Genomic DNA, 25,862 nt, shown 5'->3' with positions numbered 1-25,862 from the left:
GCAGTCGGGGGCGCGGCCGTCATTCAAGCACGGCGTACGCCGGTGATGCGCATCCAGTCGCCGTCCTGCACGGCTTCGAGCTGCTCGAACCAGGGGGCATAACGCTCCAGCAGTTCGCCTTCCTGGCCATGCAGGATGCCGGACAGGGCGATGCGGCCGTGCGGTGCGACGCGCGCGGCCAGCAGTTCGGCCAGCGCGTCGAGCGCCGAGGCCAGGATGTTGGCAACCACGACCGGATAGGTCGCCACCGGTTCGTCCGCGGGCAGGTACGCGGCGATATGCACGCCGTTGCGCCCGCCGTTGTCGGCGGTGGCGGTCAGCGCCTGCGGGTCGTTGTCCACGCCCACCGCGGCGGCGGCGCCCAGCTTGAGCGCGGCCAGGGCGAGGATGCCCGAGCCGCACCCGAAATCGAGCACGGTACGGCCCGCCAGTTCGCCGTCGGCGGACAACTGGTCGAGCCAGCGCAGGCACAGCGCGGTGGTCGGGTGGGTGCCCGAGCCGAAGGCCAGGCCAGGATCAAGCCGCACCACCGCGGCATCGGCCGCCTGCGCCGCTTCGGGCAGCTCATGGTCCCACGGCACGATCCAGGTGCGCCGGCCGAACTGCATGGGCTGGAACTGGTCCAGCCAGGCGCGCTCCCAGTCCTGGTCCTCGATCATCTCGAAGCGTGCCTTGCTCCAGTCCAGTTCCGGGTCGAACGCTTCCAGCGCGGCCAGCAGCAGCAGCGCGTTGGTATCGGCATCGAACAGCGCGGTCAGGGTCATCTCGTCCCACAGCGGTACTTCACCGACGCCGGGCTCGAAGATCGCCTGCTCGTCAGCGGCGTCGAGGTGTGCATCCTGCAACGTCACCGCCAGCGCGCCGACGTCTTCCAGCGCGCGTTCGAGGCGTGGTTGCAGGGCTTCGGTGCAGGGGGCGGACAATTGCAGGTAGGGCATGGGTGAAGCCGGCCGGGGAATGAAGGATGGGTAGCTTATTCGCTTCGTTCGCCGTGGGCGAATGCGCAGGCCATGAGCGGGCTTGAACCGCTATCACCATGCCCGGGCCGTCTGCCGGGCTTCGCGCTGCCCATTCACTGTGGCGTGATGGGGCTGGAGACCGGGTCCATGGATCGGAGCTCCGGGCGGATAATAATGGCAGCAGGCAAAACCCGGCAGACGAGAGCGATGGAGGCGCGAGTGGACGGTGAGCGGAATGAAGGACAGGTCACCCGGTTGCTGGCGCGGGCCCAGGCCGGCGATTCCGGCGCGCTCGGGGAAGCCTATGCCGCGATCTATGAGGAACTGAAGCTCGCTGCGCACCAGCAGTTGCGCCGGCGTCGCCGGACGCTGGATACGACGATCCTGGTTCACGAGGTCTATATCAGGCTGGTCGGGAATGCGGCCCTCAAGGCCAAGGATCGGCACCACCTGTTGGCGATGTCGGCCCGGGCCATGCGTCATGTGCTGGTGGACCATGTGCGCCAGGCGAACGCGCAGAAACGCGATGCCGGTGATCCGTTGACCTTGACCGGGCAGCTCGCGTCCGGCGAACGCGCGGTGTTCGAGGTACTGGCCCTGGATGAGCTGTTGACGGCGCTCCGGGAGATTGACGAGCGCGCGGCCCAGGTCGTCGAGCTGCGGTATTTCGGCGGATATTCCGAAAGCGAGATCGCTGCGATCCTGGATGTCGTCGAGCGGACCGTGCGCCGCGACTGGCGCAAGGCCCGTGCCTTTCTGCTGGCGGAACTGGGCAAGTGAGCGGCCATGACATCGCGCAGCACCGGGCGGCGCTGGCGATCTTCGATCAGATCGTCAGCCTCGACCCGGGGGAGCGCGGGTCGAGGCTGCGGGAACTGTGCGCGGGGGATGAGCGGCTTCGCGCCAGGGTAGAGACATTGCTGGAGTTCGATGCCGGCGTGGCCGAACCGTTTTCCGGCGATCTCGATCAATGGATGGGGGCAATCGTTGCCGATGCCGGAGAGAAGGCCGACATCGGCGCACCTTGCGGGCGCATTGGCGCGTGGCGCATCGTCGGCCTGCTCGGTCGTGGCGGCATGGGCACGGTGCATGCGGTCGAGCGCGCCGATGGCGCGTATGTCCAACAGGCCGCGCTCAAGCACCTGCACGGGAGCGGGCTTTCCGTTGCCGGCCGCAAACGTTTCCTGCGCGAACGCCAGGTGCTGGCGCGGTTGCAACACGCGCACATCGCCGGGTTGATCGATGGTGGAATCACCGCGGATGGCGATCCCTACTTCGTCATGGAACGAGTCGACGGGATGCCGGTCGATGCTTGGTGCGACGAGCGTCGACTGGGGTTGCGTGCCCGCGTCGAGCTGTTCCTGCAGGTATTGGATGCCGTGCAGCATGCGCATCGCAACCTGGTGGTGCACCAGGATCTGAAGCCATCGAACCTGCTGGTGACGGCGGAGGGGCGGGTCAAGCTGCTCGACTTCGGCATCGCCCGGGAGCTGGAGCAGGCCAGCTCCGCCGCGACCGGCGACCGGGCGATGACCTTGCACTACGCCTCGCCAGAGCAGCTCGATGGGCAGCCGGTCACCACCGCCACTGACCTGTACCAGCTCGGGGTGGTGCTGTACCGGCTGCTGGCCGGATGCCATCCCTTCGGGTTGGACGCCGATATGCCGCTTGCACAGCAGGTGCAGGCGCTGACCCGGGAACCAGAGCCGATCACCCGCAGTGCCGCCCGGTCTGGCGTCGAATCGGCCATGCTGAGGGGCGAAACACCGGCGTCGCTGGCGCGCGCACTGGATGGTGGCCTGGGTATCGTCGTGCACGCCTGCCTGCGCCGCGATCCGGAGGCGCGCTGTTCTTCCGTGGAAGGGCTGGCGGCCGACCTGCGCGCCTGGCTGGATGACCGCCCGGTCTCCGTCGCAGGGCTGGATACCCTGCAGCATGTGCGCCTGTGGTTGCGCCGCCACCGTGCTCTGGCCGTTTCGGCAGCGGCCATCGCCCTCGCCCTGCTGATCGGTGCGGGCATCGCGGCGTGGCAGGCGCACGAGGCGCGCGAACAGGCGCGCGTGGCCCAGCGCGAAAGCGCCAATGCACGTGCTGCGCTTGGCTTCCTGACCGACACGCTGGCGCTGGCCAATCCCGCGCAGGCGCTGGGCACCGAGATCGGCGTGCGCGAACTGCTCGATCGCGCACGGGTGCGGTTGAGCCAGCCCGATGCCGCCAGTCCGCAATTGCGCCAGCCGGTACAGCGCACGCTCGGGCGGTTGTACGCCTCGCTGGGCGACAACCTGCAGGCGGTGGAGCTGCTCGACGCAGGCCTGCAAGGCGTGCAGCCGCATGAACGCGACGAGGCCATCGCGCTGGCCGACGATCTGGTCGCCTATTCCGATGCGCTGGACGGTCTGGAGAAGACCGCGCCCGCGTTCGCCGCAGCCGAGCAGGCTGCCGCGCTGCGTCGACGTTTCGCGCCAGGCGATGCGCAACAGGAGCTGCGGACGCTGGCGCACCTGACGCTGGGCCATGTCGAAAAACACGGCTGGGGCGCCAGTCGCCAGCAGGCGGAGCGCGCGCTGGCGCTGGCGAAGACACTGCCTGACCCGCCGGTGGAGATCGTGCTGGACGTGTATTCGGATCTCGGCGTGATCGCGATTTTCCAGAGCGACCGCCAGCGGATGATGGCCGTGGCCCGCGAAGGACTGGCCTTCGCCGATGCGCATCGGGTGCCGGTCGATTCGCCGCTGCGGCTGATGCTGCGCCGCAACCTGGTCAACGGCCTGCTGATGGACGAGCACTACATCGAAGCCGAACGTGTCGCCCGCGAAGCCATCGCCAGCCTGCAGCGCACCGGTGGCACCGGCAGCACCGGCGCGCGGGCACTGGTCATGGATCTCGGCGATGCATTGCTGGGACAGGGACGCTACCGCGAATCGCTGGCCTTGCTGAAGGAAAACCGCGACGTCATGCACGGCAACGACGGGCCGCGCAACATCGCCTCGCACCTGGGCAGCATGGCCGTGGTCGAACTGGCGTTCGGCGACTATCCCGCCGCACTGGAGCTGTCCACCCAGGCGATGGAGACCCTGGTGCGCGACCAGGTGTCGGCGGACGACCTGATCTGGCGCAGCCTGGAGCGGGTGCACGCCATGGCTTTCGCCGCCAATGGCGAAAACGCCAAGGCCGACGGATTGCTGCGCGACCTGCGCGAACGCGCGCGGCGGCTGGATGGCGAGGATTCGGTGGAAGTGGCACGGACGACACAGCGGCTGGCCAGCGTGGCCGAGCGTATGGGCCAGACCGATCGCGGCCTGCAGCTGCTGGCCGAAGCGCGCGATCACCTGTCCCGGCTCAACGCGCCGGCATTGGCGTCGCAGCTCACCAGACTGTTGCGCATCGAAGCCGCGCTGGAGCGCCAGCGCGGCGATCTGCCTGCCGCCATCGCCCGCCAGCGCGAGGCCGTGCATCGCAGCGCGCAGGCCGAATGCCCGCCTGACCTGGCCATCGCCCGCGCGGAACTGGCGGACTATCTCGCCGAACAGGGCAGGCAGGGCGAAGCCCGCTCCCTGCTGGCGCAGGCCCTGCCGGTCATGCGCGAGGCCTTGCTGCCGCAGGAGGAAGGTCGCGCCAGGGCCGAGGCGCTCGCCCGCGAACTGGGGGGCTAGCTAGGGCTTGCAGCCACGCCTTCGATACTGCTCGGTAATCGCCTCGAAGTGCTCGCCCGCCCGGTTTTCGGTTCTCTCGTTGGACTTGTAGCGCAGATGGCCGCGGGTGAGGATCACGTCGCGATCCATCTTGTCGATGTCGGTCATCATGTCGGCGGCCCTGCCGGCCTGCGCCACGGCAACGGCATTTCCCGCCAGACCCGCGGCTGCCTGCAACGCTCCAAGCGCGATGCCACGTTTGCCCTGGCGCTCGCCCAATCTGATCATGTCGGCCTCATCGGACAGATCGTCATCGAGATCGTTGTAGCGTGCGTCCTGCATGATGGCCAGTTGTCGTTGGCCTTCGGCCTTGAGCTGGGCGCAGGTCATCACGTCCACCCGCACCTCCTGGGCTGGTGCCGTCGGGGCTTGCGCCAGGGGTGGGTCCCCGGCGAGCAACAGCATCGTCAATGCCGCGGTCATCATCGTTTTTTCTCCTGTGGTGAATCAGGCATTGCGCCTGTCTTGTTGCGGATACGTTCGAATCTGGCCGGTCGGGCAGGGCGTGCCACCACCGGGAGTGCCACGTCGCCTTCCTGGTCCAGTCGTACCAGCAGCTTTCCCATGTTCTCGTGTCGCACCAGCCGCGCCAGCGCGCTCGGCAGGGCGTCCAGGCCTTCCATCACTTCTTCCATCCAACGCAGCCGGCCATTGCGCAGCAGCAGCCCCATTTCGCTGATGAAGTCCGGATCGGACAGGTGCCGGGTGTGCACTCCGGCCAAGGCGCGATCGGTGAACGAACGGACCTCCACCCGGCGCTCCATCACCATGTTGAGAAAGGCGGGCAGGCGACCGCCGTTGTTGCAGGGGCCCTGGTCGTCCATTGCGCCGCACAGTGGCAGCCGCGCGCCTTCGTTGATCAGCGGCAGCGCCGCGTCCAGGCAGCGTCCATCCGCGTTTTCGACGAGGATGTCGATGCCATCGGGGCACGCGGCGGCAAGCATCGTGGCAAAAGCGGGGTCTTCGATATCCAGCACGGCCGCCGGCGCGAACCAGTCGCGTACCTGCGCGCACTTCGCCGGGCCACGGGTCACCGCCACGACCCGCGCGCCACGGGCTTGCAGCAGCTGGCAGGCGGTGGCGCCAATGGGCCCCGCTGCCGCTGCCACCACCGCGGTCTGGCCAGGTTGCGGGCGGCACACGTTGCGCACGGCCAGCCAGGCTATGTAGCCATGGAGCCCGTACACGCCCAGCGCACTGCTCAGTGGAGCGACCCTCGGATAGAGCTTGCGCTTGATCGTGTGTCCATCGACCACTTCACGGGTCTGCCAGCCGCTCTGGGCCAGCACATAGTCGCCTTCGCGGAAGGCCGAATGACGCGATTGCTCCACCCGCGAAACCGTGGCGCATGGCATGACCTGGCCAAGTTCCAGGCGATCGTCCGGTGGCGTGTCCGCCTGCAGGCGTGAATGCGCGCAGATGTCGACCGAGAGCAGGTGCGTACGCAGCAGCAGTTGTCCCGCACGGAGCGTGGGGAGCACCGCGTGTTCGCGACGGAAACACTCGACGATGCCCTGCGAGGGCGGTCGCCCGGCCAGCACCATCCGGATGCTGACGGGGGAGCCTGCGCCCATCCCCTGGTCCATGGTCGAGGGGATGTCGGCGTGCAGGGGGGTGTCGATGGCAACGTTCAGCAGCATGGCGGCGGATCCCGGGACGGCTCAGAGATTCTTGAGCGCATTGAGCAGGCGCCTGCCTTTGCTGGGCGCGGCCGGTTCCTGCCTGCTGCCGTCTTCCCCGGGCTGTGCGGTCGCCCCCGCCAGGTCGATGCCCAACATCGCCGTGGTGGTGGATTTGGTGCGCACGCGCACGTTCCATTCGGGATGCCAGGGCTGTTTCGGGTCGGAGGGCTTCGGCGGCCATGCGATGTTGGTTTCGGGGCCGTAGGCGATCATGTTCAGCGAGGCGGCACCCGGGCGATCCGTGTCTGCGGGTTGAAAGATGCCTTTCGGAATCGAGCAGCGGGTGGTCGTCGGCGGCAGGAGTACCTTCTGCTTCAGCCATGCGTCGATATGCGAACCGGTGAGGTAGGCCAGCAGTTCGTGCCCGGCGCCAGCGACCTCGGAACTGCTCCAGACCGCGAAGCTGTGGTCGTCCTGCATCGCCATGGCGTTGACGAAATAGGCGCGGCCGCGCTCCACCGGCTGCCATTCCAGTGCGATGCTGTCGGCCAGTCCGCCGCGGCTGGAAAGCGCGATCTTCGGCATGAAGTCGGCATTCCGGTCCAGTTCGAACTGCAGGGATTCCGGCACGCCCTCGCCGGTGATCCGGTGTTGGCCGACCAGGGAGGAGCGCTCCGACACGCGCTCCCTGTTCTTCCTGTTCGGCCACAGCGCATAGGCCGGGCCGACATCCACATCGTGATCGGGTACGAACAGACCCGGCGTCAGCCGGCCGTTGATGTCGACGCTGCCCTGCTTGACCTTCAACGTGACCACCTGGGGCTGGCCGGGCCGGATGCTGGCACCGCAGCCCCAGTAGTGGCGCACGGTGATTTCCACCTCGCCTTCCCCATTCGGCCCGTCACCGCGGGAATGTGGGCTGGGCCGGCCCGGTGCTGGCGGAAGCAAGGCAAGGGCGTCGCCGACGGCCAGCCCGGCGGGGACCTGCTGGGCGGCCGCCGTGCCAGGCATGCGGCTGTTGTACAGCGCTATATCGAGGAGGTGGCCGGTTCCGGAGGGAATGTCGCGCGATTGCGGATATTCCCGGGGCCCCTGGATCATGCCCATCAAGCGCCCGGCAACGCCGCCAACTGCGCCCAGCCCGGGCATGCCTGCGCGGTCGTGCGTGGCGACATCGATCCAGACCTGGGTTTCGACGGGGGGCTTCCTCTGGGCCCCGGCGGGAAGCGTGGCGGCAATCATGACCGCCAGGCAGGCGGTGCGCGGGAGCGAAATGGAAGGTCGATGCATTGGAGCAATACTTCGCTTGGGAAGGGATACCTTCTTCCCTCGCAAAAGCAGGGCCCAACAGGACATGCGGGTGGGGCGATGCGTACCGGCCCGGCGAACAGCCGGCATTTCCTGCGCGCGCCCGTGGTGAGGTGGCGCGCTTTGCCTGGCGGCCACTGGTGTCTGGCGGGATGGACCTGCGTGTGGGACGCGGGTGCCTGGCCCGGCCATGCGCCACAGCTCCGCTACCTGGCGTTATTCACATCGGCGGTCTTGCTTGTTGCCGCCGGCAGCACCTGGGCGGGCGGCACACGGGACGTGGTTGCGCCGCATGGCGGCTCCAGGGGCCGTGCGGTATCCGCGTCAAGCGGCCCGGAAACGGAAGAAGGCGGGTTTCCCCGCCTTCTTCCTTGCAGCTTCGACCGATGCCGTTCAGGTCAGCGCGATCGACTGGTTCTTGCGTTCGGCCAGGCGCTTTTCCAGGTAATGGATGTTCTGCCCACCGGCCTGGAAGCCCTTGTCGCGCATGATGCGCTGCTGCAGGGCGACGTTGGTCTTGATGCCGTCCACGACCATCTCGCTCAGCGCCACCCGCATGCGGGCGATGGCGGTGTCGCGGTCCGGTCCGTGCACGATCAGCTTGCCGATCATCGAGTCGTAGTTGGCCGGCACGCGGTAGCCGCCGTAGATGTGCGTATCCACGCGCACGCCGGGGCCGCCCGGCGGGTAGAAGCCGGTGATGGTGCCGGGGCACGGGAAGAAGGTTTCCGGGTCCTCGGCGTTGATGCGGCACTCGATGGCATGGCCGTTGATCTTGATGTCGCTCTGCTTGATCGACAGCTTGTGCCCGGCGGCGATCTTGAGCTGCTCGGCGACCAGGTCGATGCCGGTGATCAGTTCGGTCACCGGATGCTCCACCTGGATGCGGGTGTTCATCTCGATGAAGTAGAAACGGCCGTTTTCGAACAGGAACTCGAACGTGCCGGCGCCGCGGTAGCCGATGCGGATGCAGGCTTCCACGCAGACCTTGCCGATTTCCTCGCGCAGTTCCGGCGTGATGCCCGGCGCCGGCGCTTCCTCCACCACCTTCTGGTGGCGGCGCTGCATCGAGCAGTCGCGTTCGCCAAGGTGGATGGCGTTGCCCTGGCCGTCGGCCAGCACCTGGATCTCCACGTGGCGCGGGTTCTCCAGGAACTTCTCCATGTAGACCATGTCGTTGCCGAACGCGGCCTTGGCTTCCTGCTTGGTGGTGGCGATGGCGTTGACCAGCGCCGCTTCCGAATGCACCACGCGCATGCCGCGGCCGCCGCCGCCGCCGGCCGCCTTGACGATGACCGGGTAGCCGATCTCGCGGGCGATCTTGACGTTGGTGGCCGCGTCGTCCCCGAGCGGCCCGCCCGAGCCGGGGACGCACGGCACGCCGGCGGCCTTCATCGCGCGGATCGCTTCCACCTTGTCGCCCATCAGGCGGATGGTGTCGGCCTTCGGGCCGATGAAGATGAAGCCGGACTGCTCCACGCGTTCGGCGAAATCGGCGTTCTCGGAGAGGAAGCCATAGCCGGGGTGGATGGCCTGGGCGTCGGTGACCTCGGCCGCGGCGATCAGCGCCGGGATGTTGAGGTAGCTCTCCGACGACGGCGCCGGACCGATGCAGACCGACTCGTCGGCCATGGCCACGTGCTTGAGGTTGCGGTCGACGGTGGAATGCACCGCGACCGTGCGGATGCCCAGGGTGTGGCACGCGCGCAGGATGCGCAGCGCGATTTCACCCCGGTTGGCGATGACGACTTTATCGAGCATGCCCGGCGCCTCAGGCGATCACGAACAGCGGCTGGTCGAACTCCACCGGGTTGCCGCTTTCGCCGAGGATGGCGACCACGGTGCCGGACACTTCGGCCTCGATCGGGTTGAACATCTTCATCGCCTCGATGATCGCCAGCGTCTCGCCGGCCTTGACCTGCTGGCCGACGCTGACGAAGGCCGGCTTGTCCGGCGACGGCGACGCATAGTAGGTGCCGACCATCGGCGCGCGCTGCACGTGGCCGTCCGGCAGGGCATTGCCCGGCTTGGCGGTGCCACCGGTGGAGGCTTCGGTCGGTGAGCTCATCGGCATGGCCGGTGCGGCGGCGACCGGAGCGGCGACCTGGATCGGGGCGGCGACCATCGGCGCCGGCGCATAGCCGCCGACCGGGTTGCGCGACAGGCGCACGGATTCCTCGCCTTCCTTGATCTCGATCTCGGCCAGGTTCGACTCTTCCAGCAGGTCGATCAGCTTCTTGATTTTGCGCAGGTCCATAGGATGCCTCTTGGGTGTTGGCGGCGACGGCGCGCACGTGCCCGCCACCGGGGAATGGGGATTCAGAGCCGCTGCAGCGCGGCGTCCATGGCGTAACGGTAGCTGTCCGCGCCGAAGCCGCAGATGACACCGGCCGCCTTGTCGCTGAAATAGCTGTGCTGGCGGAAGGGTTCGCGGGCGTGGGGGTTGGACAGGTGGATCTCGATGAACGGAATGGCCACGGCGGCCAGCGCGTCGCGCAGCGCCACCGAGGTATGGGTGAAAGCGGCCGGATTGATCAGGATGAAGGCGGTGCCGTCGCCACGCGCGGCCTGCACCCGGTCCACCAGCACATGCTCGGCGTTGGACTGCAGGCTCTCCACCGCGTGCCCGGCCGCTTCGGCCTGCCGCACCAGCGCCGCGTCGATGTCGGCCAGCGTGGTGTGCCCATAGACCTCCGGCTCGCGCGTGCCGAGCAGGTTCAGGTTGGGGCCGTGGAGGACCAGCAGTTTCGCCATGTGCCAGCGGTGGGCGGGAAAGGGCGGCAGTGTGAGCGAACCGGGGAATGCTGTCCAGTTCGGCGAAATTGGCGACGTTTTAATCGAATGTTTGAAATTGGCGGCCGCCGGTTCTGCTCCTTCGATTCCGCCGGAGAGGCCGGCAGGAAAGGGCCTGTCCTGTCGCAATGCAGAACGGCTTCTTTCCCCGTGGCGAACTTTGGGAGCATGTTCGCGGCAGTTATCGGCTTTCGTCTTCCAGCTTCGCCCACTCCTCGATCTCCCCGGCCTTGAACGGGCCCAGCTTCTGCCTGACCACACGGCCCTGCGCGTCGATCAGTACGCTGTAGGGCAGCAGTCCCTGGCGGTTGCCGAGCCTGACGCTGGCGTCAGCCGGACCGGGGGTTTCCAGCACGATCGGGTAATAGACCGGTACGTTGCCGAGGAAATCGAGCACGGCTTCGTGCGTGTCCAACGCCAGGCCCACCACCTGCGGGCCGTCGTCGGCGTGGCGTGCGGCGAAGCGCGCCAGTTCCGGCATTTCTTCGATGCAGGGCGCGCACCAGCTGGCCCAGACGTTGATCAGCAGCGGCCGGCCGAGGAAGCGCCCCGGGAACTGGACCGGCATGCCGTCCAGATCGGGCAGGGTGAAGGCAGGTACCTGGTCGCCCGGGGCAAGTGCTGGCGGCGCCGGAACCGCGGCGACCGGAGTCATCGACGGCTCCGTCATCGCGGGAATCGCGGGGCCGGCCGGGCGGCTGAGCCAGGCCCCGGCGGCCAGTCCGGCCGCCGCGGCGACACCCGCTACCCACCACGACACGCGGCGCATCTCAGCGTGCCGCGCGCAGCAGCGCGTCCTCGACGATGGACTGGGTCAGCACGGTCGGCAGCACCCGTGGCGGCGCGCCGGGCCCGTACACCACGTAGAGCGGTACGCCCACGGCCTTGTGCTGTTCCAGGAAGGCGCTGATCTGCGGGTCCACATTGGTCCAGTCGCCATGCATGTACACCGCATCCACCCGCTTGAGGGCGTCGCGGAAGGCGTCGCCGCCCAGCACGTTGCGCTCGTTGGCCTTGCAGGTCACGCACCAGTCCGCAGTCATGTTGACGAAGACCACGCGGTTGTCCGCGCGCAGGCGGTCCAGCATCTCCGGCGAATACGCCACCGTGCCTTCGCTGGCCGTGCGCGCCGGCGGTTCCATGCGGGTCACGCCCCATACCGGGACCAGTGCCAGCAGGGCCAGCAGTGCGCCCAGCGCCATGCCGGCGCGGCGGCTGTGCCAGCGGCTGCGCTCGAACCACCACAGCCCCAGCGCCAACAGCGCGGCACCAGCCAGCAGCAATGCCATCGCGTCGATGCCGCGCTGCTTGCCCAGCACCCACAGCAGCCAGATCGCGGTCAGGTACATCGGGAACGCCAGTACCTGCTTGAAGGTTTCCATCCACGCGCCCGGCCGCGGCAGGCGCCGGGCCAGCGCCGGCACGAAGCCGATCAGCAGGAACGGCAGTGCAAGGCCCAGCCCCAGCGCCAGGAACACCAGCATCGCCATCGCCGCCGGCGCAGTGAAGGCATAGCCCAGCGCGGGGCCCATGAAGGGTGCGATGCACGGGCTGGCGATCACGCAGGCCAGCACACCGGTGAAAAAGTCGCCGGCCGCGCCCTTGCGGCTGGCCAGCGACTGGCCGATGCCCCCCAGGTTGCCGCCCAGCGTGAACACGCCCGACAGGCTCAGGCCGACCACGAACATCAGGTAGACCAGCGCGGCGATGAACCAGGGATGCTGCAGCTGGAAGCCCCAGCCGGCCGCCTGGCCGGCCGCGCGCAGCGCCAGTACCAGTGCGCCGATGGCGGTGAACGCGACCAGCACGCCCAGCGTGTACCACAGCGCGTGGCGGCGGGCGTGCTGGCGGCTCTCGCCGCTCTGCGCCAGCCCCAGAACCTTCAGCGACAGCACCGGCAGCACGCAGGGCATCAGGTTGAGGACCAGCCCGCCGGCCAGCGCCAGCAGCAGGATCCACGCCAGCGAATCGCCCTTGCCTGCGCTCTCCGGCGGCTGGCTGCGGCTGGCGTTGTCCGCCGAGGCGTCGGGCGTGGCCGGGGAGGTCCCATCGCCGCCGTCGTTGGAACGGACCACCAGCGGCTGCGGAGCGGGCGGATTGAGCGGGTCGACGACCGGCAGGTCGGCGGACCTGCGGCCGCTGGGCAGCGGCGGGATTACCAGCGGGGTGACCGCGGCCTCGCCGCTCGGCGACACCTTGCCGGCCGGCAGCGACAACCTGACCCGTCGGGTCATCGGCGGATAGCAGATGCCGTCGGTCTGGCAACCCTGGAACGTGGCCACCAGCGTCGCCGGGCTGGCGTCGGCGCGTTCGCGATGCAGCGGCAGCGGCACGTCGATCTGGTCGAAATACACCACCACGTTGCCGAAATGTTCGTCGCGGTGCGACTTGCCGGCCGGCCACTGCGGCTTGCCGGTGCGTATCCCGGCCGCGCCTTCCAGTGCCAGCGAAGTGCGGTCGCGGTACAGGTAATAGCCCGGCGCCGGGGAGAAGCGCAGCAGCAGGCGATTGCCGTCATCGACGATCGCCTCGAAGCCGAAGGCCTGCTCCGAGGGCAGCGGCAGGCTCTGCGTCGCGGCGCCGCCCGGCAGCTTCAGGCCGCCGCCGTCGTTGCGCGCCAGCGGGTTGAACACCGGCGCATCGCCGGCCGGTGCGGCTGCGGCGCCGGGCAGCCTGACCTCGACGGTGCGCTTCTGCGGCGGATAGCACACGCCGGCGTCGGCACAGCCCTGGTAGCGGACCTCCAGCGTCACCGTCCCGGCGCCGGCGTCCGCGCTGCCGGGCAGGGTGGCTTTCAGCTGCTGGTGATAGGTCTCGACGTCACCGAAAAACTCGTCGTGCTTCTTCTCGCCGGTGGGCATCTGCAACGCACCGGCGCTGAACCCGGGGCCGGCCTTGACGCTGGTGCGGTGGCGATACAGGTAGTAGCCCGGTGCGATGTCCCAGCGCAGTTCGATGCGGTCGCGCGCGCTCGCCTCGACCTGGAGGGCGAAGGCTTCGTCGACCGGCAGCAGGTCTTTTTCGCTGACGGCCAGCGCGGGCAGGGTGCAGAGTGAAAGCAGGCACAGGGCAGTGAAACGTCGCAACAGCATCTTCAAGTCAGGTGTCCTCGCGGGTCTGGGCCCGGATCCAGTCCAGATAAGCCGGCAGCCCGGCGCTGGGGGAAACCGCCAGTATCTCCGGCAATTCGTACGGATGGTGCTGCAGGAGTGCCGCCGTCAGCGCTTCCAGGCGGTCGGCGGCGGTCTTGATCAGCAACTGGATTTCCTCCGCCTGCTCGACCTGCCCCTGCCAGCGATACACAGACTGCATCGGCGGCAACAAGTTCACGCACGCAGCCAGGCGCCGCTCGACCAGCAGCCGGGCTAGCGCCTGGGCCGTGGCGGCATCGGGGCAGGTGCAGAAGACCAGGCGGGCGTCGTGGGCGTCCATGTCGGAATTTTCGCAGAAATCAAAGAGGTACTTCCCATATTCCATCTGGTTCTTTGACATCGTTGTCACACCTTGACAACGATCCGCTGCTGAGGCTGGCATGTGCGGGTCATTTGTGATGGAATTCACGCATGTGACTTGCGCGCGTTTGCAGATCGTCAAGGGGGAATGCTGTGGGCCGACGTACACGCCAGGGCTTCACGCTCATCGAAATCATGATCGTCGTGGCCATTCTCGCCATCCTTGCGGCCATCGCGCTGCCTGCGTATGGCAAGCACGTCCTGGTCGGCAAGACCCGCACGGCGCAGGCTGACCTGCGTGCGCTGTCCGCGGCGCTGGAGAACCACCGGCAACGCACCCTGTCCTATCCGAGCGCGACCCCGGCCAACGTGGCGGCCGTCAAGGCGGCGTTCCCGGCCTGGAGCCCGGCGGCCAAATCGGCCGATTTCGGCTTTTCGGCCAACTCCAGCGGTTCCGGTTACACCCTCACCGCCACCGGCACGGGCAAGCTCAGCGGTTGCACCCTGACCCTGAAGCAGGATGGCGCCACCACGAATTCGGGCTGTCTGGTGGGCTGGTGATGAAGCGCACAGCCGGCTTCACGCTGATCGAACTGATGGTCACCCTGGCGGTGATGGCAGTGCTGGCAGCGGCCGGTACGCCGTTTGCCCTGTCGTGGATGGACAGCAACCGGCAGCTGCAGGCCCGCAACCTGATGTGGGAGGGCATCTCCCAGGCGCGGGCCATGGCCCTGCGCAATCCCGGCGAGGCGGTGCAGGGCGCCGTGTCGGCGAAGCTGCAGCGCACCGGCAACACCCTCAAAGTGGTGGGGGCCGGCAGCAACACCGCGCTGTGGACCGGGGAACTGCCCGATGGCGCCACCACCCAGCTGGCCAACGCCGCGGGCAGCGCGTCCGGCGATCTTTCCTGTGTTGCCTTCGACAACCGCGGGCAGCGCGTGACCACCGGTTCGGACTGCGTCATTGCCGCCGACAGGACCCGCATCGCGGTCGGTTTCAGCAGCCAGGATCTCCTCCATGTCGATCTGCTTTGATCCGCGCCGCCGCCAGCGCGGCGACATCATGCTCGAGGCGCTGCTGGGCGTACTGATCACCAGCGTCATCGGTGCAGGGCTGGCGCACGTCGCTGGCAGGGTATTGAGCAGTCAGCGTGATGCCAAGGTCGAGAACATGGTCGTCGAGCAGCTGCGTAGCCAGCTGCATGCCGATGGCATCGCTCTGTGCAACCGCAATGTGACGGTCAAGCTGCCCGATGGCGACAAGACCGTCAGCGTGGCGTGCGAGAGCGCCGCCGCGAACGTGACGGTGTCCGGGATCACGCGTCCGGTTGACGCCCCCAGGCGGGTCGATCTGAAGGTATCGGCCGCCGACATGGGTGTCGCTGGTGCCGATCTGACGATGTCGTCGAGGCAATGAAAATGATCGCCACACGCCAACGCCAGTGCGGGCAGAGCCTGATCAGCATGATGGTCGGCCTGGTGATCTCGCTGATCACCATCGCCGCGATGCTGACCCTGTACAAGACGATGGTCGGCGTTTCCAACGAGGCGTCGGTCGCGGCGCGCCGCGATGGCCAGATGGCGGCCGGCCTGCTGGCGGCGCAGATGGAGCTGCAGTCGGCCGGTTTCGGCGTGGCACCCACGGTGCCGCTCGATGAGCGGTTGTACATTTCCAACGGCGGCAAGCAGGCGGCCTGGTTCTACAACGATGGCACCAGCCGTTGTGCCGGCCTGTGGGTCGACGGCAATGGCCTGTATCGACTGCCGCCCAAATCCGGTTGCGCCAATGCCAGCACCGCCACCTGGAATGCCAATGAGCGCATCCCCATGGCGTTGATGCCCACCGCGGCCGACGGCAGCCTCATTGCGTTCGACAGCGACGAGCGGGGTGGGGTGATGCTGACCGGCTACACCTTCAGGCGCGAGAACGCCGCCTGCCTGCCCTATATGCAGCAGGACTTTTCCGGCACGCCCGCGCCTGCCGCGCAGCGGGTGGCGTTGGCGAACGCAGGCGATACGGAGCGTCTTTTCTCGGTCTGCCTGCCCAACCTGACGGTGGCCTCCGTCTCCCCGCCTGTCGGCACCTGATGCTGCAAAGGAACCTGCACATGAAGAGGAATCGAAGGCATCCGTCCAGGCCGCAGCGCCAGCGCGGTGTCGCGACACTGCTGATCGTGCTGGTGGTCGGCCTGGCCGTCTCGGTCACCGTGGCCGCCACCGTCTATTCGCTGCGTGGCACACAGGCCAAGCAGCTGACTACCCACTCGGCAACGGCCGCGCAGGCGGCGGCCTGGCGTGGCGTGGAAGCGTTGCGCCTGTACCTGCTGCAGTTGGACAAGGCCGAGCTGGCAGGCCTGAATGGTGCCGTGACCGGAATGGGGGCGTTGGGCGTCAAATCGGCTTCCATCGTGAGCGTCGCCACCAGCGGAGTCGACCGCTACCAGGTCAAGGCCAACGTCACCGGCGAGGCGGGCGTTGGCAGCGCGCTGACCACCGCCACCGTGGAGGTGGTCTACGACGTGGGTCCGGGAGCCGGTACGCCCGGTGTACCGCCGGTGTGCGCTTCGATGCCCGCCGCACCGATGGTGTTCAACGGCAATCTCGACTACACCGGCGGTGGCTTGGACGTGGTCAACGCGGTCGACTACGAGAACATCGTGGTGGGCGGTAATCTGACCATCAGCAGCGGTTCCGCGGCCAAGGTGTCCGGTTGCACGAAAGGCAATGTCAGCCTGAGCGGCGGCGGCCTGAAGGAGAACGGGCACCTGTACTCGGAAGGTGGCATCACGATCAAGAGCATGACGCCGCCCAATGGCACCACGCTGTGGGCGCAGCAGATCTCGCTGGACGGTTCCAGTTCTAGTGCGCGTTTCGTCGCGCTCAAGGCGGGCGCGTACTCGGTGACCCTGAATGCCGGCGGCAAGACGGTGGGAAGTGCGCACGTGGGCGGTTCGCTGATCCCGTCCACGGTCAGTGGCGGCATCCCCTGGGTGAACGGCACCGTGCTGCCGTCCGTAGCGGCGGCCAGTCCGGTGCTGGTGACCCTGGAAGGCGGCAGTACGTTCCTGCTCGACCTGAAGCGGATCACGGTGGATGCCTCTACTGGATTGGTGACTGGCGCCGCGGCTGCTTCCGAGCGCCTCGGTGGCAATGCCGACATGCCGGACAGCTTCACGTTCCGCTCGACTGCCATCCATGGTGGCGACGTGACCACGCAGGGGCTGGCGCGTACGAATCTGATCTGGGGGCATCGCGTCAGCCTGGGGTTGAATGGCGGGAGCCTGACCGGTGGCATCGACGTCGGGCAGCTCTATGTCAATGGCAACCTCGAAGTGGGCACCGGCAAGATCGACGCCCTGGTGGGTGGTGGCGATGTGTGGGCACGCGGCGCCGGGCGCAGCAACAAGGGGGCCTATTCGAACTTCCCCCAGATCGGTTCCGGAAATGTGGCGGGGCAGGCTTACTACGGAAGCGCGAAAACGGCATTGCCCGCTGGAGAAGAGACCACGGCGATGGGCATCAAGGCCGGGCAGTCGGGCACGAGTCCCGGCCTGCCGGGCGTGCCGTACTGCGACGCACGCGTGAAGGCCGTCGACGCCGATAACTACAAAGGCTCGGCCAACTATGTATTCGAATCGATCAACGGCGTGCCGCAGTTGACCATCCAGAACGTCAAGCGCGCGGACGGTACCGCCATCGACGGCGTATATCCGTTGAGGAGTCCGACGACCACGCAGCTGGCGATCCTGCAAGAGCTGATGACCTGCAACAACACCAATGACAAGGGATGCCGGAACATCCTCCAGGCGGATGGAAGCTGGCTGCTCAATGGCGTGGGGAAAATGCCGGTGGGTGTCCTGTGGTTCGATGCCTCCCTGAAGGTGGATGGAACCAGCACGAACCTGCTCAACAGCATCATCGTCAAGGGCAAGAGCTGCGAGTCCAGCGCGGTGGACTGCAAGGGCAACATCAACCTCACCAGCTCGGGTCACAGGGATCTCATCGCCCCGAATTTCGCGGGCGTGACCGCCGTCTGCGGTGCTGCTTTCTATCCGGGCAACCTGTGTGCGAGCCGCAATGCGTTCGTGACCTGGGAGGATGCGGACAAGAAGGTCTATACCGGCCTGCCCATCGCCAACAGCGCCGTCGTCGCCGAGGGCGATGCGACGATTTCGGGCTGGAAGATCGACGGCAGCGTGCTGCTGGGCAGGACGCTCTCCACCAGTGGCGCCAAGGTGACCATCCGCGGCAGCCTTACGGTGGGCAGCAACCGGCGCTCGGATACCACCATCTCCGCTGGCGGCATCGTCGTCGATGTACCAACCGGCGATGGCAGCCTGAGTGTCGTACCGGTCTGCAGCGCCGGTACCGAATCGACGCCAGCCGCCCCGGCCAGCGCCTCCGTGCTCTGGTCCCGCTATCTCTGATAGCCGGCAGGGAGGATGCCCCGGGCCCGGCGGGCGTCTGTCGGTCTGCCCTGCGGATCCGCGGGGTAGCGGCTGCCTTCCGGGGTGTGCGCGACATCGATGACTGCGAAGCCTCTCTGCCCGGCAATGCCGGGCGACTGGCAGCAGCGGTGCCGGGAGACACCCGTTCTCCCGGGTTGGACGGACACGAAGTTCCTGCCAGCCCCTTGAAAGCCCTCCGGCGGTCCCCATCTCCCAGCCAAGCCCGTTCGACGGGCGTTTTTACGCGTGGTGCCGTCCTTGCCGGAAGCAGGGGTGGCAACCGCCGGACTTTCCAGACCAATCAACAACTTAAGAGGTCTCACATGAGCATCAAGCCGCTGCACGACCGCGTCGTGGTCAAGCCCATCGAAGCCGAGGAAGTCTCTGCCGGTGGCATCCTGATCCCCGATTCGGCCAAGGAAAAGTCCACCAAGGGTGAAGTCGTGGCCGTCGGCCCCGGCAAGCCGCTGGACAACGGCAGCGTCCGCGCCCCCGCGCTGAAGGTCGGCGACAAGGTCATCTACGGCCAGTACGCCGGTTCGACCTACAAGGCCGACGGTGTCGAGTACAAGGTGCTGCGCGAGGACGACGTGCTCGCCGTCATCGGCTGAGCCGCGTTTCCGAACGACTCACAAGACCCCTTACAACCCTGATCCACTGAGGTATAGCAATGGCTGCCAAGGATATCCGTTTCGGTGAAGACGCCCGTTCGCGCATGGTGCGCGGCGTCAACATTCTCGCCAATGCCGTCAAGGCCACCCTGGGCCCGAAGGGCCGCAACGTCGTGCTCGAAAAGAGCTTCGGCGCCCCGACCATCACCAAGGACGGCGTGTCCGTCGCCAAGGAAATCGAACTGGCCGACAAGTTCGAGAACATGGGCGCGCAGATGGTGAAGGAAGTCGCTTCGCGCACCAACGATGACGCCGGCGACGGCACCACCACCGCCACCGTGCTGGCCCAGGCCCTGATCCGCGAAGGCGCCAAGGCCGTCGCTGCCGGCATGAACCCGATGGACCTCAAGCGCGGCATCGACAAGGCCGTCGTGGCCGCCGTCGCCGAGCTGAAGAACATCTCCAAGCCCACTGCCGACGACAAGGCCATCGCCCAGGTCGGCACCATCTCGGCCAACTCGGACGAGTCGATCGGCCAGATCATCGCCAACGCGATGAAGGAAGTCGGCAAGGAAGGCGTGATCACCGTCGAGGAAGGCTCGGGCCTGGACAACGAGCTGGACGTGGTCAAGGGCATGCAGTTCGACCGCGGCTACCTGTCGCCGTACTTCATCAACAACCAGCAGGCGCAGTCGGCCGACCTGGACGACCCGTTCATCCTGCTGCACGACAAGAAGATCTCCAACGTCCGTGACCTGCTGCCGGTGCTGGAAGGCGTCGCCAAGGCCGGCAAGCCGCTGCTGATCGTGGCCGAGGACATCGAAGGCGAAGCGCTGGCGACCCTGGTGGTCAACACCATCCGCGGCATCGTCAAGGTCGTGGCCGTCAAGGCGCCGGGCTTCGGCGACCGCCGCAAGGCGATGCTGGAAGACATGGCCATCCTGACCGGCGGCACCGTGATCTCCGAAGAAGTGGGCCTGTCGCTGGAGAAGGCCACCATCAAGGACCTGGGCCGCGCCAAGAAGGTGCAGGTCTCCAAGGAGAACACCACCATCATCGACGGCATGGGCGAGAAGGCCAACGTCGAAGGCCGCGTGGCCCAGATCAAGACCCAGATCCAGGACACCTCGTCGGACTACGACCGCGAGAAGCTGCAGGAGCGCGTGGCCAAGCTGGCTGGCGGCGTTGCGGTGATCAAGGTCGGCGCTTCGACCGAAATCGAAATGAAGGAAAAGAAGGACCGCGTCGACGACGCCCTGCACGCCACCCGTGCGGCAGTCGAGGAAGGCGTGGTTCCGGGCGGCGGCGTCGCCCTGGTCCGTGCGGTCACCGCGCTGGCTGGCCTGAAGGGCGCCAACGAAGACCAGAACCACGGCATCCAGATCGCCCTGCGCGCGATGGAAGCCCCGCTGCGCGAGATCGTCGCCAACGCCGGTGAAGAGCCGTCGGTCATCATCAACAAGGTCAAGGAAGGCACCGGCAGCTTCGGCTACAACGCCGCCTCGGGCGAATTCGGCGACATGCTGCAGTTCGGCATCCTGGACCCGACCAAGGTGACCCGTTCGGCGCTGCAGAACGCCGCTTCGATCGCCGGCCTGATGATCACCACCGAAGCGATGGTGGCCGAGGCCCCGAAGAAGGACGAGCCGGCCGGCGCCGCTGGTGGCATGGGCGGTATGGGCGGTATGGGTGGCATGGGCGGCATGGACTTCTAAGTCCGCCGCAGCCTCACCGCTGCCTGTTGCACGCAGAAACCCCGCCGCGAGGCGGGGTTTCTGCTTTTCGGCTCTCCGTCGCCGGACCGCGCGTGTCTTGCAGGGCGGGGTTCACCCTGCATGGTGGCTTTCCCGATGAGGCCTCATGCGGGGCAAGCCCCGCGTTACGGTATGCCGGGTTGTTTCGATGCCGGGCGCTCACCGCAACTGCGCGCGCACCCATTGCACGATGGCGGCGGCTGGCATGGCGCCGGATTGACGTGCGAGTTCGCGGCCGCCCTGCAGCAGCACCATCGTCGGGATGCTGCGGATGCCGAAGCGCGTGGCCAGGGCCGGTTCGGCCTCGGTATCGAGCTTGCCCAGGCGTACATCCGGCTCCAGTTGCGCGGCTGCCTTGGCGAACTCCGGCGCCATCTGCCGGCAAGGGCCACACCAGGCCGCCCAGAAGTCGATCAGCAGCGGCAACTGCGAGCGCTGCGCGTGGGCGTCGAATGCGGCGGCATCGAGCACGACCGGTGCGGCGGCGAACAGGGACCGGTGGCAGCGCCCGCAGGCGGGCGACTGGCCCAGTCGCGCAGCCGGGACCCGGTTGATGGCGTTGCAGTGCGGACAGGCGATCTGCAGCAGGTCGTCGGCGTTCATTCTGGCTCTCGCGCGGATGCTGGTGATGGCGATGCGGGCAAGTATCGCGCGGCGGCGGTGAATCCCGGTTGCGGTTGAAACTGTCGCATCGCACAAAAAACCGTGTTATCAATGCAGCCCATGAACGCAGCCCGCGCCAGCTTTTACTTTTGGTACTACTTTCCGAAGCCGCTGGCGGAGGAAGGACTGCGCTCACCCTGAAGAAACTTTCAGACGCATTCCCGAAAAGCCGCCAGCGAACCTGGCGGCTTTTTTCATGCCGCCATCGCCGGGGCTACCCCACACGAAACGACCCGGAGAACTCTACATGCCCCCCCATACCGATGACCTTCGCATCCGCAGGCTCGACCCGCTGACCCCGCCGGCCCACCTGATCTCGCTGCTGCCCTGCGATGAGGAGGCCTCGCAGACGGTAGCCGATGCGCGCGCCGCGCTGCACCGCATCCTGCACGGCCAGGACGACCGCCTGGCGGTGGTGGTCGGCCCGTGCTCGATCCACGATCCGGCGGCGGCGATGGACTACGCCCAGCGCCTGCGCCCGCTGCGCGATGCGCTCGGCGGGGAACTCGAGATCGTCATGCGCGTGTACTTCGAGAAGCCGCGCACCACCGTGGGCTGGAAGGGGCTGATCAACGATCCGGACCTGGACGGCAGCTTCAACATCAACAAGGGCCTGCGCGTGGCGCGCGGCCTGCTGCGCGACATCAACAAGCTGGGCCTGCCGGCCGGCGTGGAATTCCTCGACGTGATCTCGCCGCAGTACATCGCCGACCTGGTGGCCTGGGGTGCGATCGGCGCGCGCACCACCGAAAGCCAGGTGCACCGCGAACTGGCCTCGGGGCTGTCGTGCCCGGTGGGCTTCAAGAACGGCACCACGGGCGATGTGAAGATCGCCGCCGACGCGGTGGGCGCGGCCTCGCATCCGCATCATTTCCTGTCGGTCACCAAGGAGGGCGGCACCGCCATCGTCGCCACCCGTGGCAACCCGGACTGCCACGTCATCCTGCGCGGCGGCAAGCTGCCCAACTTCGACGCGGCCAGCGTGCAGGCGGCCAGCGAGGTGCTGGGCAAGGCGCAGCTGCCGGCGCGGCTGATGATCGATGCCAGCCATGCCAACAGCAGCAAGAAGCCGGAGAACCAGCCGCAGGTGATCGACGACATCGCCGGGCAGCTGGAAGCGGGTGAATCGCGCGTGGTCGGGGTGATGATCGAGAGCCATCTCGTCGGCGGCCGTCAGGACCTGGTCGAAGGCCAGCCGCTGGTTTACGGCCAGAGCATCACCGACGGCTGCATCGATTGGGACAGCACCGTACAGGTGCTCGAACGCCTGGCCGAAGCGGTGCGCGTGCGTCGCCGCGCGCGTCTGGAGGCCGCCGCCTGAGGAGATGTGACTCCTGCACTGGCATGCATGGATCAGTCCAAGTAGCTTACGCGGCGGGAGGCGTCAGGCCTCCCGCCTGCCATGTGGAGAAGGGCGCGTCCCGCCAGGCAGGAAGCCGATGGATCATCGTGCCAGGGAGAAGGAAGTGATGCGTACCCTCAGTTGCACCGTTGCGATGGCATTGATGCTGGTGCCGGCGCTGGCAATGGCCAAGAAGCAGGTCCAGGACTCGGGCAGTGGCTGCCTGCAGAATCTTTCGGTGACCGGTGGCTTCACCTCCGGCAAGCAGTTCCTGGCATCGACCGACCATGAAGGCGTGAGCTACGCCGAAGCCTTCCGCAAGACCGTCGCCGCGATCGAGGCCGAGGGCATGGTGTCGGTCTCGCCGAACGAGCGCACCGGCTACATAGCCGCCGAGAACCCGGTGCGCGGTGGTGGCGGTTCGACCGTGCCGCTGCGCACCACCGTGCGCCGCCAGGATGATGGCAGCATCCGCGTGGAAGTGCGTTTCAGCATCAAGGGCGGGCAGATGACCTCGAACAAGGCGGTGGGCGAGGGCATGTGCAAGATCGCCGACGCGGCCAGCCTGTAAGCCGCGAACGGTCGTCCCGTGGCTGCCGGCGCCTGGTTCCTGTACCTGCTCGAATGCAGTGGCGGCAGCTATTACGCCGGCATCACCACCGACGTGCAGGCCCGCTTCCAGGTTCATGCGGCGGGCAAGGGCGCGCGCTATACGCGCGCGCATCCACCGCTGCGCATCCTCGGCATCCGTGAGTACGCCGACCGCGCCGCCGCATCGCGTGCCGAGTGGCAGCTGAAGCGGCAACCCCGCGACCGCAAGCTGGCCTGGCTGGAACACGGCGGCCAATGAGGTAGATTCCGGTCATGGCCGCGGCGGCTGCGCGGCCCAGCGCCCGGTTTTCCGGGCATCCGGCCGGAGCGGGACGGCAGCGGGAAAGTCGCCTGCCGCGCACCGGCAACCTCAGCAGCGGGGAAACGCGATGAATGGTTGGTTCGAGTTGCACCGTAGCAGTGACGACCAGTTCTATTTCGTGCTCAAGGCAGGCAATGCCGAGGTCATCCTGACCAGCGAGCGCTATACCACGCGGGCGGCGGCCGAGAACGGCATCGCCTCGGTACGCACGAACAGTCCCGACGATGCGCGCTACGAGCGCAAGACGGCCAGTGACGGCCGCCATCACTTCAATCTCAAGGCGGCCAACCACCAGGTGATCGGCAGCAGCCAGATGTATGCCTCGCAGGCCGGGCGCGAAGCCGGCATCGCCAGCGTCCGCGCCAACGGCCCGACCCCGACGCTCAAGGACAAGACCGCGGACTGAGCATCGCACGCCTGGAAACGCATGAAGCCCGGGATTCCCGGGCTTCATGCGTTGCGGCGGCGGAAAACCTCAGGCCTTCATCGTGCCTGTATCGAGCCAGCGCTGGTGCCAGGACAGCGCTTCGGGCAACAGGTGCGGCGTGTGCTTGCCGTAGCTGTCGCGGCAGGCGCGTTCGAAGTAGTCGCCGAGCTGGTCGCGGAAATCCGGGTGCACGCAGTTGTCGATCAGCGTGCGCGCGCGTGCGCGCGGCGGCAGGCCGCGCAGGTCGGCCAGGCCCTGTTCGGTGACGACCACCGCCACGTCGTGCTCGGTGTGGTCGACGTGGCTGACCATCGGCACGATCGAGGAGATGGTGCCGTTCTTGGCGGTGGACGGACTCAGGAAGATCGACAGGAAGCCGTTGCGGGCGAAATCGCCCGAACCGCCAATGCCGTTCATGATGCTGCTGCCCATGACATGGGTGGAATTGATGTTGCCGTAGATGTCCGCCTCGATCATGCCGTTCATGCCGATGCAGCCCAGCCGGCGCACGAGTTCCGGGTGGTTGGAGACTTCCTGCGAACGCATGATGATGCGCTGCCGGTAGAAGTCGATGTTGCGCATGAATTCCTCGGTGGCGGCCGGACTCAGCGCGAAGCCGGTACAGGAGGCGTAGCGCAGCACGCCGCTGCGCAGCAGGTCGAGCATGCCGTCCTGGATCACCTCGGTGAAGGCCTCCAGGTCGCGGAAGCCGCTGCTGGCCAGCCCCGCCAGCACCGCATTGGGGATGTTGCCCACGCCCGACTGCAGCGGCAGCAGGTTGGCCGGCAGGCGGCCGCGCGCCACTTCGTGCTTGAGGAACTCGATCAGGTGTCCGGCGATGCGCTGGCTGTCGGCATCGGGCGGGTTGAACGGGCTGTTGCGGTCCGGCGCGTTGGTGAGCACCACCGCGGCGATCTTGTCCGGATCGCAGCGCAGCGTGGTCTGGCCGATGCGGTCGTCGCCGCGCACCAGCGGGATCGGCTTGCGGTGCGGCGGCAGCGCGGTGCCGTAGTAGACGTCGTGCATGCCGTCGATGCCCAGCGGCTGCCACTGGTTGACCTCGATGATCACCTTCTTCGCCAGGTCCAGCCAGGTCTTGTTGTTGCCCACCGAGGTGGACGGCACCAGCGTGCCATCGGCGTGGATGGCCGAGACCTCGATCACCGCGGTGTCGATCTCGTTGTAGAAGCCGAACCACACATGCTGGGCGACGTGGGAAAGGTGGATGTCCAGGTAATCCAGCTTGCCGGCATTGATGCGCTTGCGCGCATCCGGGTCGCTCTGGAACGGCATGCGCATGGCGATGCCGTCGACCTTGGCCAGCGCGCCGTCCAGCTCCGGCGCGGTGGAGGCGCCGGTGAGCAGGTTGATGCGGAACTCCTCGCCGCGCTCGTGCGCCTGTTCGATGCGTCGGGCCAGGAACTGCGGCACGGCCTTGGGGTAGCCCGAACCGGTGAAGCCGCTCATGGCGACGGTCTCGCCGGGCTGGATCAGGGTGGCGGCGTGTTCGGCGGAGACGACCCGCTCGCGCAGGCGCGGGTCCAGGATGCGTTCGACAGACATGGAAGCGACGGTTGCTCGTGGGGATGAGGCGATTATCCCGGATGGCGGCCGGGGGCGGCGTTCGACCTTCGTGGGATGGCGTTTGCCGCCCTGGACCCTTCGCATGGCAGAAGCCCGGCACGCGATGCCGGCCATGCCGGTCCTGCGGCGGTCTCCAGTGTCTCCCGGGCCGGTCAAGCGCGTTTTTTGCACTGCAGCGTGCAACTTGTGCGCCGACCCCGCAGGATCGCCCTGCATCCCGACGTGGGGGAGGGAGCAAAGCCCGCTGGCAGTTCGCTGCCAGCGGGCTTTTTAGTTCCCGGTCCCGGGAAGAGCC

25 protein-coding genes are annotated in these 25,862 nt (G+C 67.4%); 13 read left to right on the top strand and 12 right to left on the bottom strand.

What is annotated here, in order from left to right; genetic code table 11:
• Positions 1-23: 23 nt before the first annotated feature.
• Positions 24-938, bottom strand: a complete 915-nt coding sequence (gene prmA / locus AC1DGW_RS07365) for a 50S ribosomal protein L11 methyltransferase (RefSeq protein WP_478021107.1) — start codon at positions 936-938, stop codon at positions 24-26.
• A gap of 195 nt (positions 939-1,133) precedes the next feature.
• Between prmA and AC1DGW_RS07360 the strand changes: the two genes are divergently transcribed.
• Both AC1DGW_RS07360 and AC1DGW_RS07355 read left to right on the top strand, forming a co-directional pair.
• Entirely contained in the window at positions 1,134-1,739 is a 606-nt protein-coding gene (locus AC1DGW_RS07360) for an ECF-type sigma factor (RefSeq protein ID WP_478021105.1), read from the top strand.
• Positions 1,736-4,612 (top strand): serine/threonine-protein kinase, encoded by a 2,877-nt coding sequence (locus AC1DGW_RS07355; protein WP_478021103.1) that lies wholly within the window; start codon positions 1,736-1,738, stop codon positions 4,610-4,612. The genes AC1DGW_RS07360 and AC1DGW_RS07355 overlap by 4 nt, the downstream gene beginning before the upstream one ends.
• Here AC1DGW_RS07355 and AC1DGW_RS07350 read toward each other — a convergent pair whose 3' ends face one another.
• The 9 genes from AC1DGW_RS07350 to cutA all read right to left on the bottom strand — a co-directional run bounded on the left by AC1DGW_RS07350 (position 4,613) and on the right by cutA (position 13,806).
• Complete coding sequence (locus AC1DGW_RS07350; RefSeq protein WP_478021101.1) at positions 4,613-5,077, bottom strand: hypothetical protein; 465 nt, start codon at positions 5,075-5,077, stop codon at positions 4,613-4,615.
• Positions 5,074-6,291, bottom strand: coding sequence for a zinc-binding dehydrogenase (locus tag AC1DGW_RS07345; protein ID WP_478021099.1), 1,218 nt, complete (start codon positions 6,289-6,291; stop codon positions 5,074-5,076). The genes AC1DGW_RS07350 and AC1DGW_RS07345 overlap by 4 nt, the downstream gene beginning before the upstream one ends.
• 21 nt (positions 6,292-6,312) lie before the next feature.
• Positions 6,313-7,563: a hypothetical protein gene (locus AC1DGW_RS07340; protein ID WP_478021096.1), complete on the bottom strand. Its 1,251-nt coding sequence runs from the start codon at positions 7,561-7,563 to the stop codon at positions 6,313-6,315.
• A gap of 411 nt (positions 7,564-7,974) precedes the next feature.
• Complete coding sequence (gene accC / locus AC1DGW_RS07335) at positions 7,975-9,342, bottom strand: acetyl-CoA carboxylase biotin carboxylase subunit (protein ID WP_478021094.1); 1,368 nt, start codon at positions 9,340-9,342, stop codon at positions 7,975-7,977.
• A 10-nt stretch (positions 9,343-9,352) separates the two neighbouring features.
• Positions 9,353-9,838, bottom strand: a complete 486-nt coding sequence (accB, locus tag AC1DGW_RS07330; protein ID WP_478021092.1) for an acetyl-CoA carboxylase biotin carboxyl carrier protein — start codon at positions 9,836-9,838, stop codon at positions 9,353-9,355.
• A 62-nt stretch (positions 9,839-9,900) separates the two neighbouring features.
• Positions 9,901-10,335: a type II 3-dehydroquinate dehydratase gene (aroQ, locus tag AC1DGW_RS07325; protein WP_478021090.1), complete on the bottom strand. Its 435-nt coding sequence runs from the start codon at positions 10,333-10,335 to the stop codon at positions 9,901-9,903.
• 220 nt (positions 10,336-10,555) lie between these two features.
• Positions 10,556-11,143 (bottom strand): TlpA disulfide reductase family protein, encoded by a 588-nt coding sequence (locus AC1DGW_RS07320; RefSeq protein ID WP_478021088.1) that lies wholly within the window; start codon positions 11,141-11,143, stop codon positions 10,556-10,558.
• 1 nt (position 11,144) lies between these two features.
• On the bottom strand, positions 11,145-13,466 hold the full coding sequence (locus AC1DGW_RS07315; RefSeq protein ID WP_478021490.1) for a protein-disulfide reductase DsbD family protein: 2,322 nt from the start codon (positions 13,464-13,466) through the stop codon (positions 11,145-11,147).
• Positions 13,467-13,473: 7 nt separating this feature from the next.
• A complete protein-coding gene (gene cutA, locus AC1DGW_RS07310) occupies positions 13,474-13,806 on the bottom strand; it encodes a divalent-cation tolerance protein CutA (protein ID WP_478021488.1) in 333 nt (110 codons plus the stop codon).
• A 173-nt stretch (positions 13,807-13,979) separates the two neighbouring features.
• On the opposite strand from cutA, the gene AC1DGW_RS07305 reads away from it, so the two are divergent.
• From AC1DGW_RS07305 to groL, 7 genes are all read left to right on the top strand, one after another.
• Positions 13,980-14,387, top strand: a complete 408-nt coding sequence (locus AC1DGW_RS07305; protein ID WP_478021086.1) for a type IV pilin protein — start codon at positions 13,980-13,982, stop codon at positions 14,385-14,387.
• Complete coding sequence (locus tag AC1DGW_RS07300) at positions 14,387-14,860, top strand: pilus assembly FimT family protein (protein WP_478021084.1); 474 nt, start codon at positions 14,387-14,389, stop codon at positions 14,858-14,860. The genes AC1DGW_RS07305 and AC1DGW_RS07300 overlap by 1 nt, the downstream gene beginning before the upstream one ends.
• Entirely contained in the window at positions 14,844-15,242 is a 399-nt protein-coding gene (locus AC1DGW_RS07295; RefSeq protein ID WP_478021082.1) for a hypothetical protein, read from the top strand. Before AC1DGW_RS07300 ends, AC1DGW_RS07295 begins: the two co-directional genes overlap by 17 nt.
• Before the next feature lie 2 nt (positions 15,243-15,244).
• Entirely contained in the window at positions 15,245-15,913 is a 669-nt protein-coding gene (locus AC1DGW_RS07290; RefSeq protein WP_478021080.1) for a PilW family protein, read from the top strand.
• A gap of 20 nt (positions 15,914-15,933) precedes the next feature.
• Positions 15,934-18,252: a hypothetical protein gene (locus AC1DGW_RS07285; protein WP_478021078.1), complete on the top strand. Its 2,319-nt coding sequence runs from the start codon at positions 15,934-15,936 to the stop codon at positions 18,250-18,252.
• A 344-nt stretch (positions 18,253-18,596) separates the two neighbouring features.
• Complete coding sequence (locus AC1DGW_RS07280) at positions 18,597-18,884, top strand: co-chaperone GroES (RefSeq protein WP_104939694.1); 288 nt, start codon at positions 18,597-18,599, stop codon at positions 18,882-18,884.
• Between the two features lie 59 nt (positions 18,885-18,943).
• Positions 18,944-20,599 carry a chaperonin GroEL gene (gene groL, locus AC1DGW_RS07275; RefSeq protein WP_478021075.1) on the top strand — a complete coding sequence of 552 codons (1,656 nt, stop codon included), beginning with the start codon at positions 18,944-18,946 and terminating at the stop codon, positions 20,597-20,599.
• Positions 20,600-20,797: 198 nt separating this feature from the next.
• Here groL and trxC read toward each other — a convergent pair whose 3' ends face one another.
• Positions 20,798-21,241: a thioredoxin TrxC gene (gene trxC / locus AC1DGW_RS07270; protein WP_478021073.1), complete on the bottom strand. Its 444-nt coding sequence runs from the start codon at positions 21,239-21,241 to the stop codon at positions 20,798-20,800.
• A 307-nt stretch (positions 21,242-21,548) separates the two neighbouring features.
• Between trxC and AC1DGW_RS07265 the strand changes: the two genes are divergently transcribed.
• From AC1DGW_RS07265 to AC1DGW_RS07250, 4 genes are all read left to right on the top strand, one after another.
• Entirely contained in the window at positions 21,549-22,622 is a 1,074-nt protein-coding gene (locus tag AC1DGW_RS07265) for a 3-deoxy-7-phosphoheptulonate synthase (RefSeq protein WP_478021071.1), read from the top strand.
• A gap of 148 nt (positions 22,623-22,770) precedes the next feature.
• On the top strand, positions 22,771-23,214 hold the full coding sequence (locus AC1DGW_RS07260; protein ID WP_478021069.1) for a hypothetical protein: 444 nt from the start codon (positions 22,771-22,773) through the stop codon (positions 23,212-23,214).
• Between the two features lie 18 nt (positions 23,215-23,232).
• Entirely contained in the window at positions 23,233-23,493 is a 261-nt protein-coding gene (locus tag AC1DGW_RS07255) for a GIY-YIG nuclease family protein (protein ID WP_478021067.1), read from the top strand.
• 130 nt (positions 23,494-23,623) lie between these two features.
• Positions 23,624-23,962, top strand: coding sequence for a YegP family protein (locus AC1DGW_RS07250; protein ID WP_478021065.1), 339 nt, complete (start codon positions 23,624-23,626; stop codon positions 23,960-23,962).
• Positions 23,963-24,031: 69 nt separating this feature from the next.
• Here the strand turns inward: AC1DGW_RS07250 and AC1DGW_RS07245 are convergent, their stop codons facing one another.
• Complete coding sequence (locus AC1DGW_RS07245) at positions 24,032-25,546, bottom strand: acetyl-CoA hydrolase/transferase family protein (RefSeq protein ID WP_478021063.1); 1,515 nt, start codon at positions 25,544-25,546, stop codon at positions 24,032-24,034.
• Positions 25,547-25,862: the final 316 nt, after the last annotated feature.

This window comes from Stenotrophomonas sp. 05N423, from assembly GCF_056397145.1.
This window is presented reverse-complemented; position numbering and strand designations above follow the sequence as displayed.

What these genes read in the sequence shown, in the direction of transcription:
- AC1DGW_RS07285 (WP_478021078.1), top strand. Translation starts at nt 15,934, where the DNA reads ATGAAGAGGAATCGAAGGCATCCGTCCAGGCCGCAGCGCCAGCGCGGT.
- prmA (WP_478021107.1), bottom strand. Translation starts at nt 938, where the DNA reads ATGCCCTACCTGCAATTGTCCGCCCCCTGCACCGAAGCCCTGCAACCA.
- AC1DGW_RS07350 (WP_478021101.1), bottom strand. Translation starts at nt 5,077, where the DNA reads ATGATGACCGCGGCATTGACGATGCTGTTGCTCGCCGGGGACCCACCC.
- cutA (WP_478021488.1), bottom strand. Translation starts at nt 13,806, where the DNA reads ATGGACGCCCACGACGCCCGCCTGGTCTTCTGCACCTGCCCCGATGCC.
- AC1DGW_RS07300 (WP_478021084.1), top strand. Translation starts at nt 14,387, where the DNA reads ATGAAGCGCACAGCCGGCTTCACGCTGATCGAACTGATGGTCACCCTG.
- AC1DGW_RS07280 (WP_104939694.1), top strand. Translation starts at nt 18,597, where the DNA reads ATGAGCATCAAGCCGCTGCACGACCGCGTCGTGGTCAAGCCCATCGAA.
- AC1DGW_RS07250 (WP_478021065.1), top strand. Translation starts at nt 23,624, where the DNA reads ATGAATGGTTGGTTCGAGTTGCACCGTAGCAGTGACGACCAGTTCTAT.
- accC (WP_478021094.1), bottom strand. Translation starts at nt 9,342, where the DNA reads ATGCTCGATAAAGTCGTCATCGCCAACCGGGGTGAAATCGCGCTGCGC.
- AC1DGW_RS07345 (WP_478021099.1), bottom strand. Translation starts at nt 6,291, where the DNA reads ATGCTGCTGAACGTTGCCATCGACACCCCCCTGCACGCCGACATCCCC.
- AC1DGW_RS07265 (WP_478021071.1), top strand. Translation starts at nt 21,549, where the DNA reads ATGCCCCCCCATACCGATGACCTTCGCATCCGCAGGCTCGACCCGCTG.
- AC1DGW_RS07245 (WP_478021063.1), bottom strand. Translation starts at nt 25,546, where the DNA reads ATGTCTGTCGAACGCATCCTGGACCCGCGCCTGCGCGAGCGGGTCGTC.
- aroQ (WP_478021090.1), bottom strand. Translation starts at nt 10,335, where the DNA reads ATGGCGAAACTGCTGGTCCTCCACGGCCCCAACCTGAACCTGCTCGGC.
- AC1DGW_RS07340 (WP_478021096.1), bottom strand. Translation starts at nt 7,563, where the DNA reads ATGCATCGACCTTCCATTTCGCTCCCGCGCACCGCCTGCCTGGCGGTC.
- groL (WP_478021075.1), top strand. Translation starts at nt 18,944, where the DNA reads ATGGCTGCCAAGGATATCCGTTTCGGTGAAGACGCCCGTTCGCGCATG.
- AC1DGW_RS07260 (WP_478021069.1), top strand. Translation starts at nt 22,771, where the DNA reads ATGCGTACCCTCAGTTGCACCGTTGCGATGGCATTGATGCTGGTGCCG.
- trxC (WP_478021073.1), bottom strand. Translation starts at nt 21,241, where the DNA reads ATGAACGCCGACGACCTGCTGCAGATCGCCTGTCCGCACTGCAACGCC.
- AC1DGW_RS07315 (WP_478021490.1), bottom strand. Translation starts at nt 13,466, where the DNA reads ATGCTGTTGCGACGTTTCACTGCCCTGTGCCTGCTTTCACTCTGCACC.
- AC1DGW_RS07290 (WP_478021080.1), top strand. Translation starts at nt 15,245, where the DNA reads ATGATCGCCACACGCCAACGCCAGTGCGGGCAGAGCCTGATCAGCATG.
- AC1DGW_RS07295 (WP_478021082.1), top strand. Translation starts at nt 14,844, where the DNA reads ATGTCGATCTGCTTTGATCCGCGCCGCCGCCAGCGCGGCGACATCATG.
- accB (WP_478021092.1), bottom strand. Translation starts at nt 9,838, where the DNA reads ATGGACCTGCGCAAAATCAAGAAGCTGATCGACCTGCTGGAAGAGTCG.
- AC1DGW_RS07320 (WP_478021088.1), bottom strand. Translation starts at nt 11,143, where the DNA reads ATGCGCCGCGTGTCGTGGTGGGTAGCGGGTGTCGCCGCGGCGGCCGGA.
- AC1DGW_RS07360 (WP_478021105.1), top strand. Translation starts at nt 1,134, where the DNA reads ATGGCAGCAGGCAAAACCCGGCAGACGAGAGCGATGGAGGCGCGAGTG.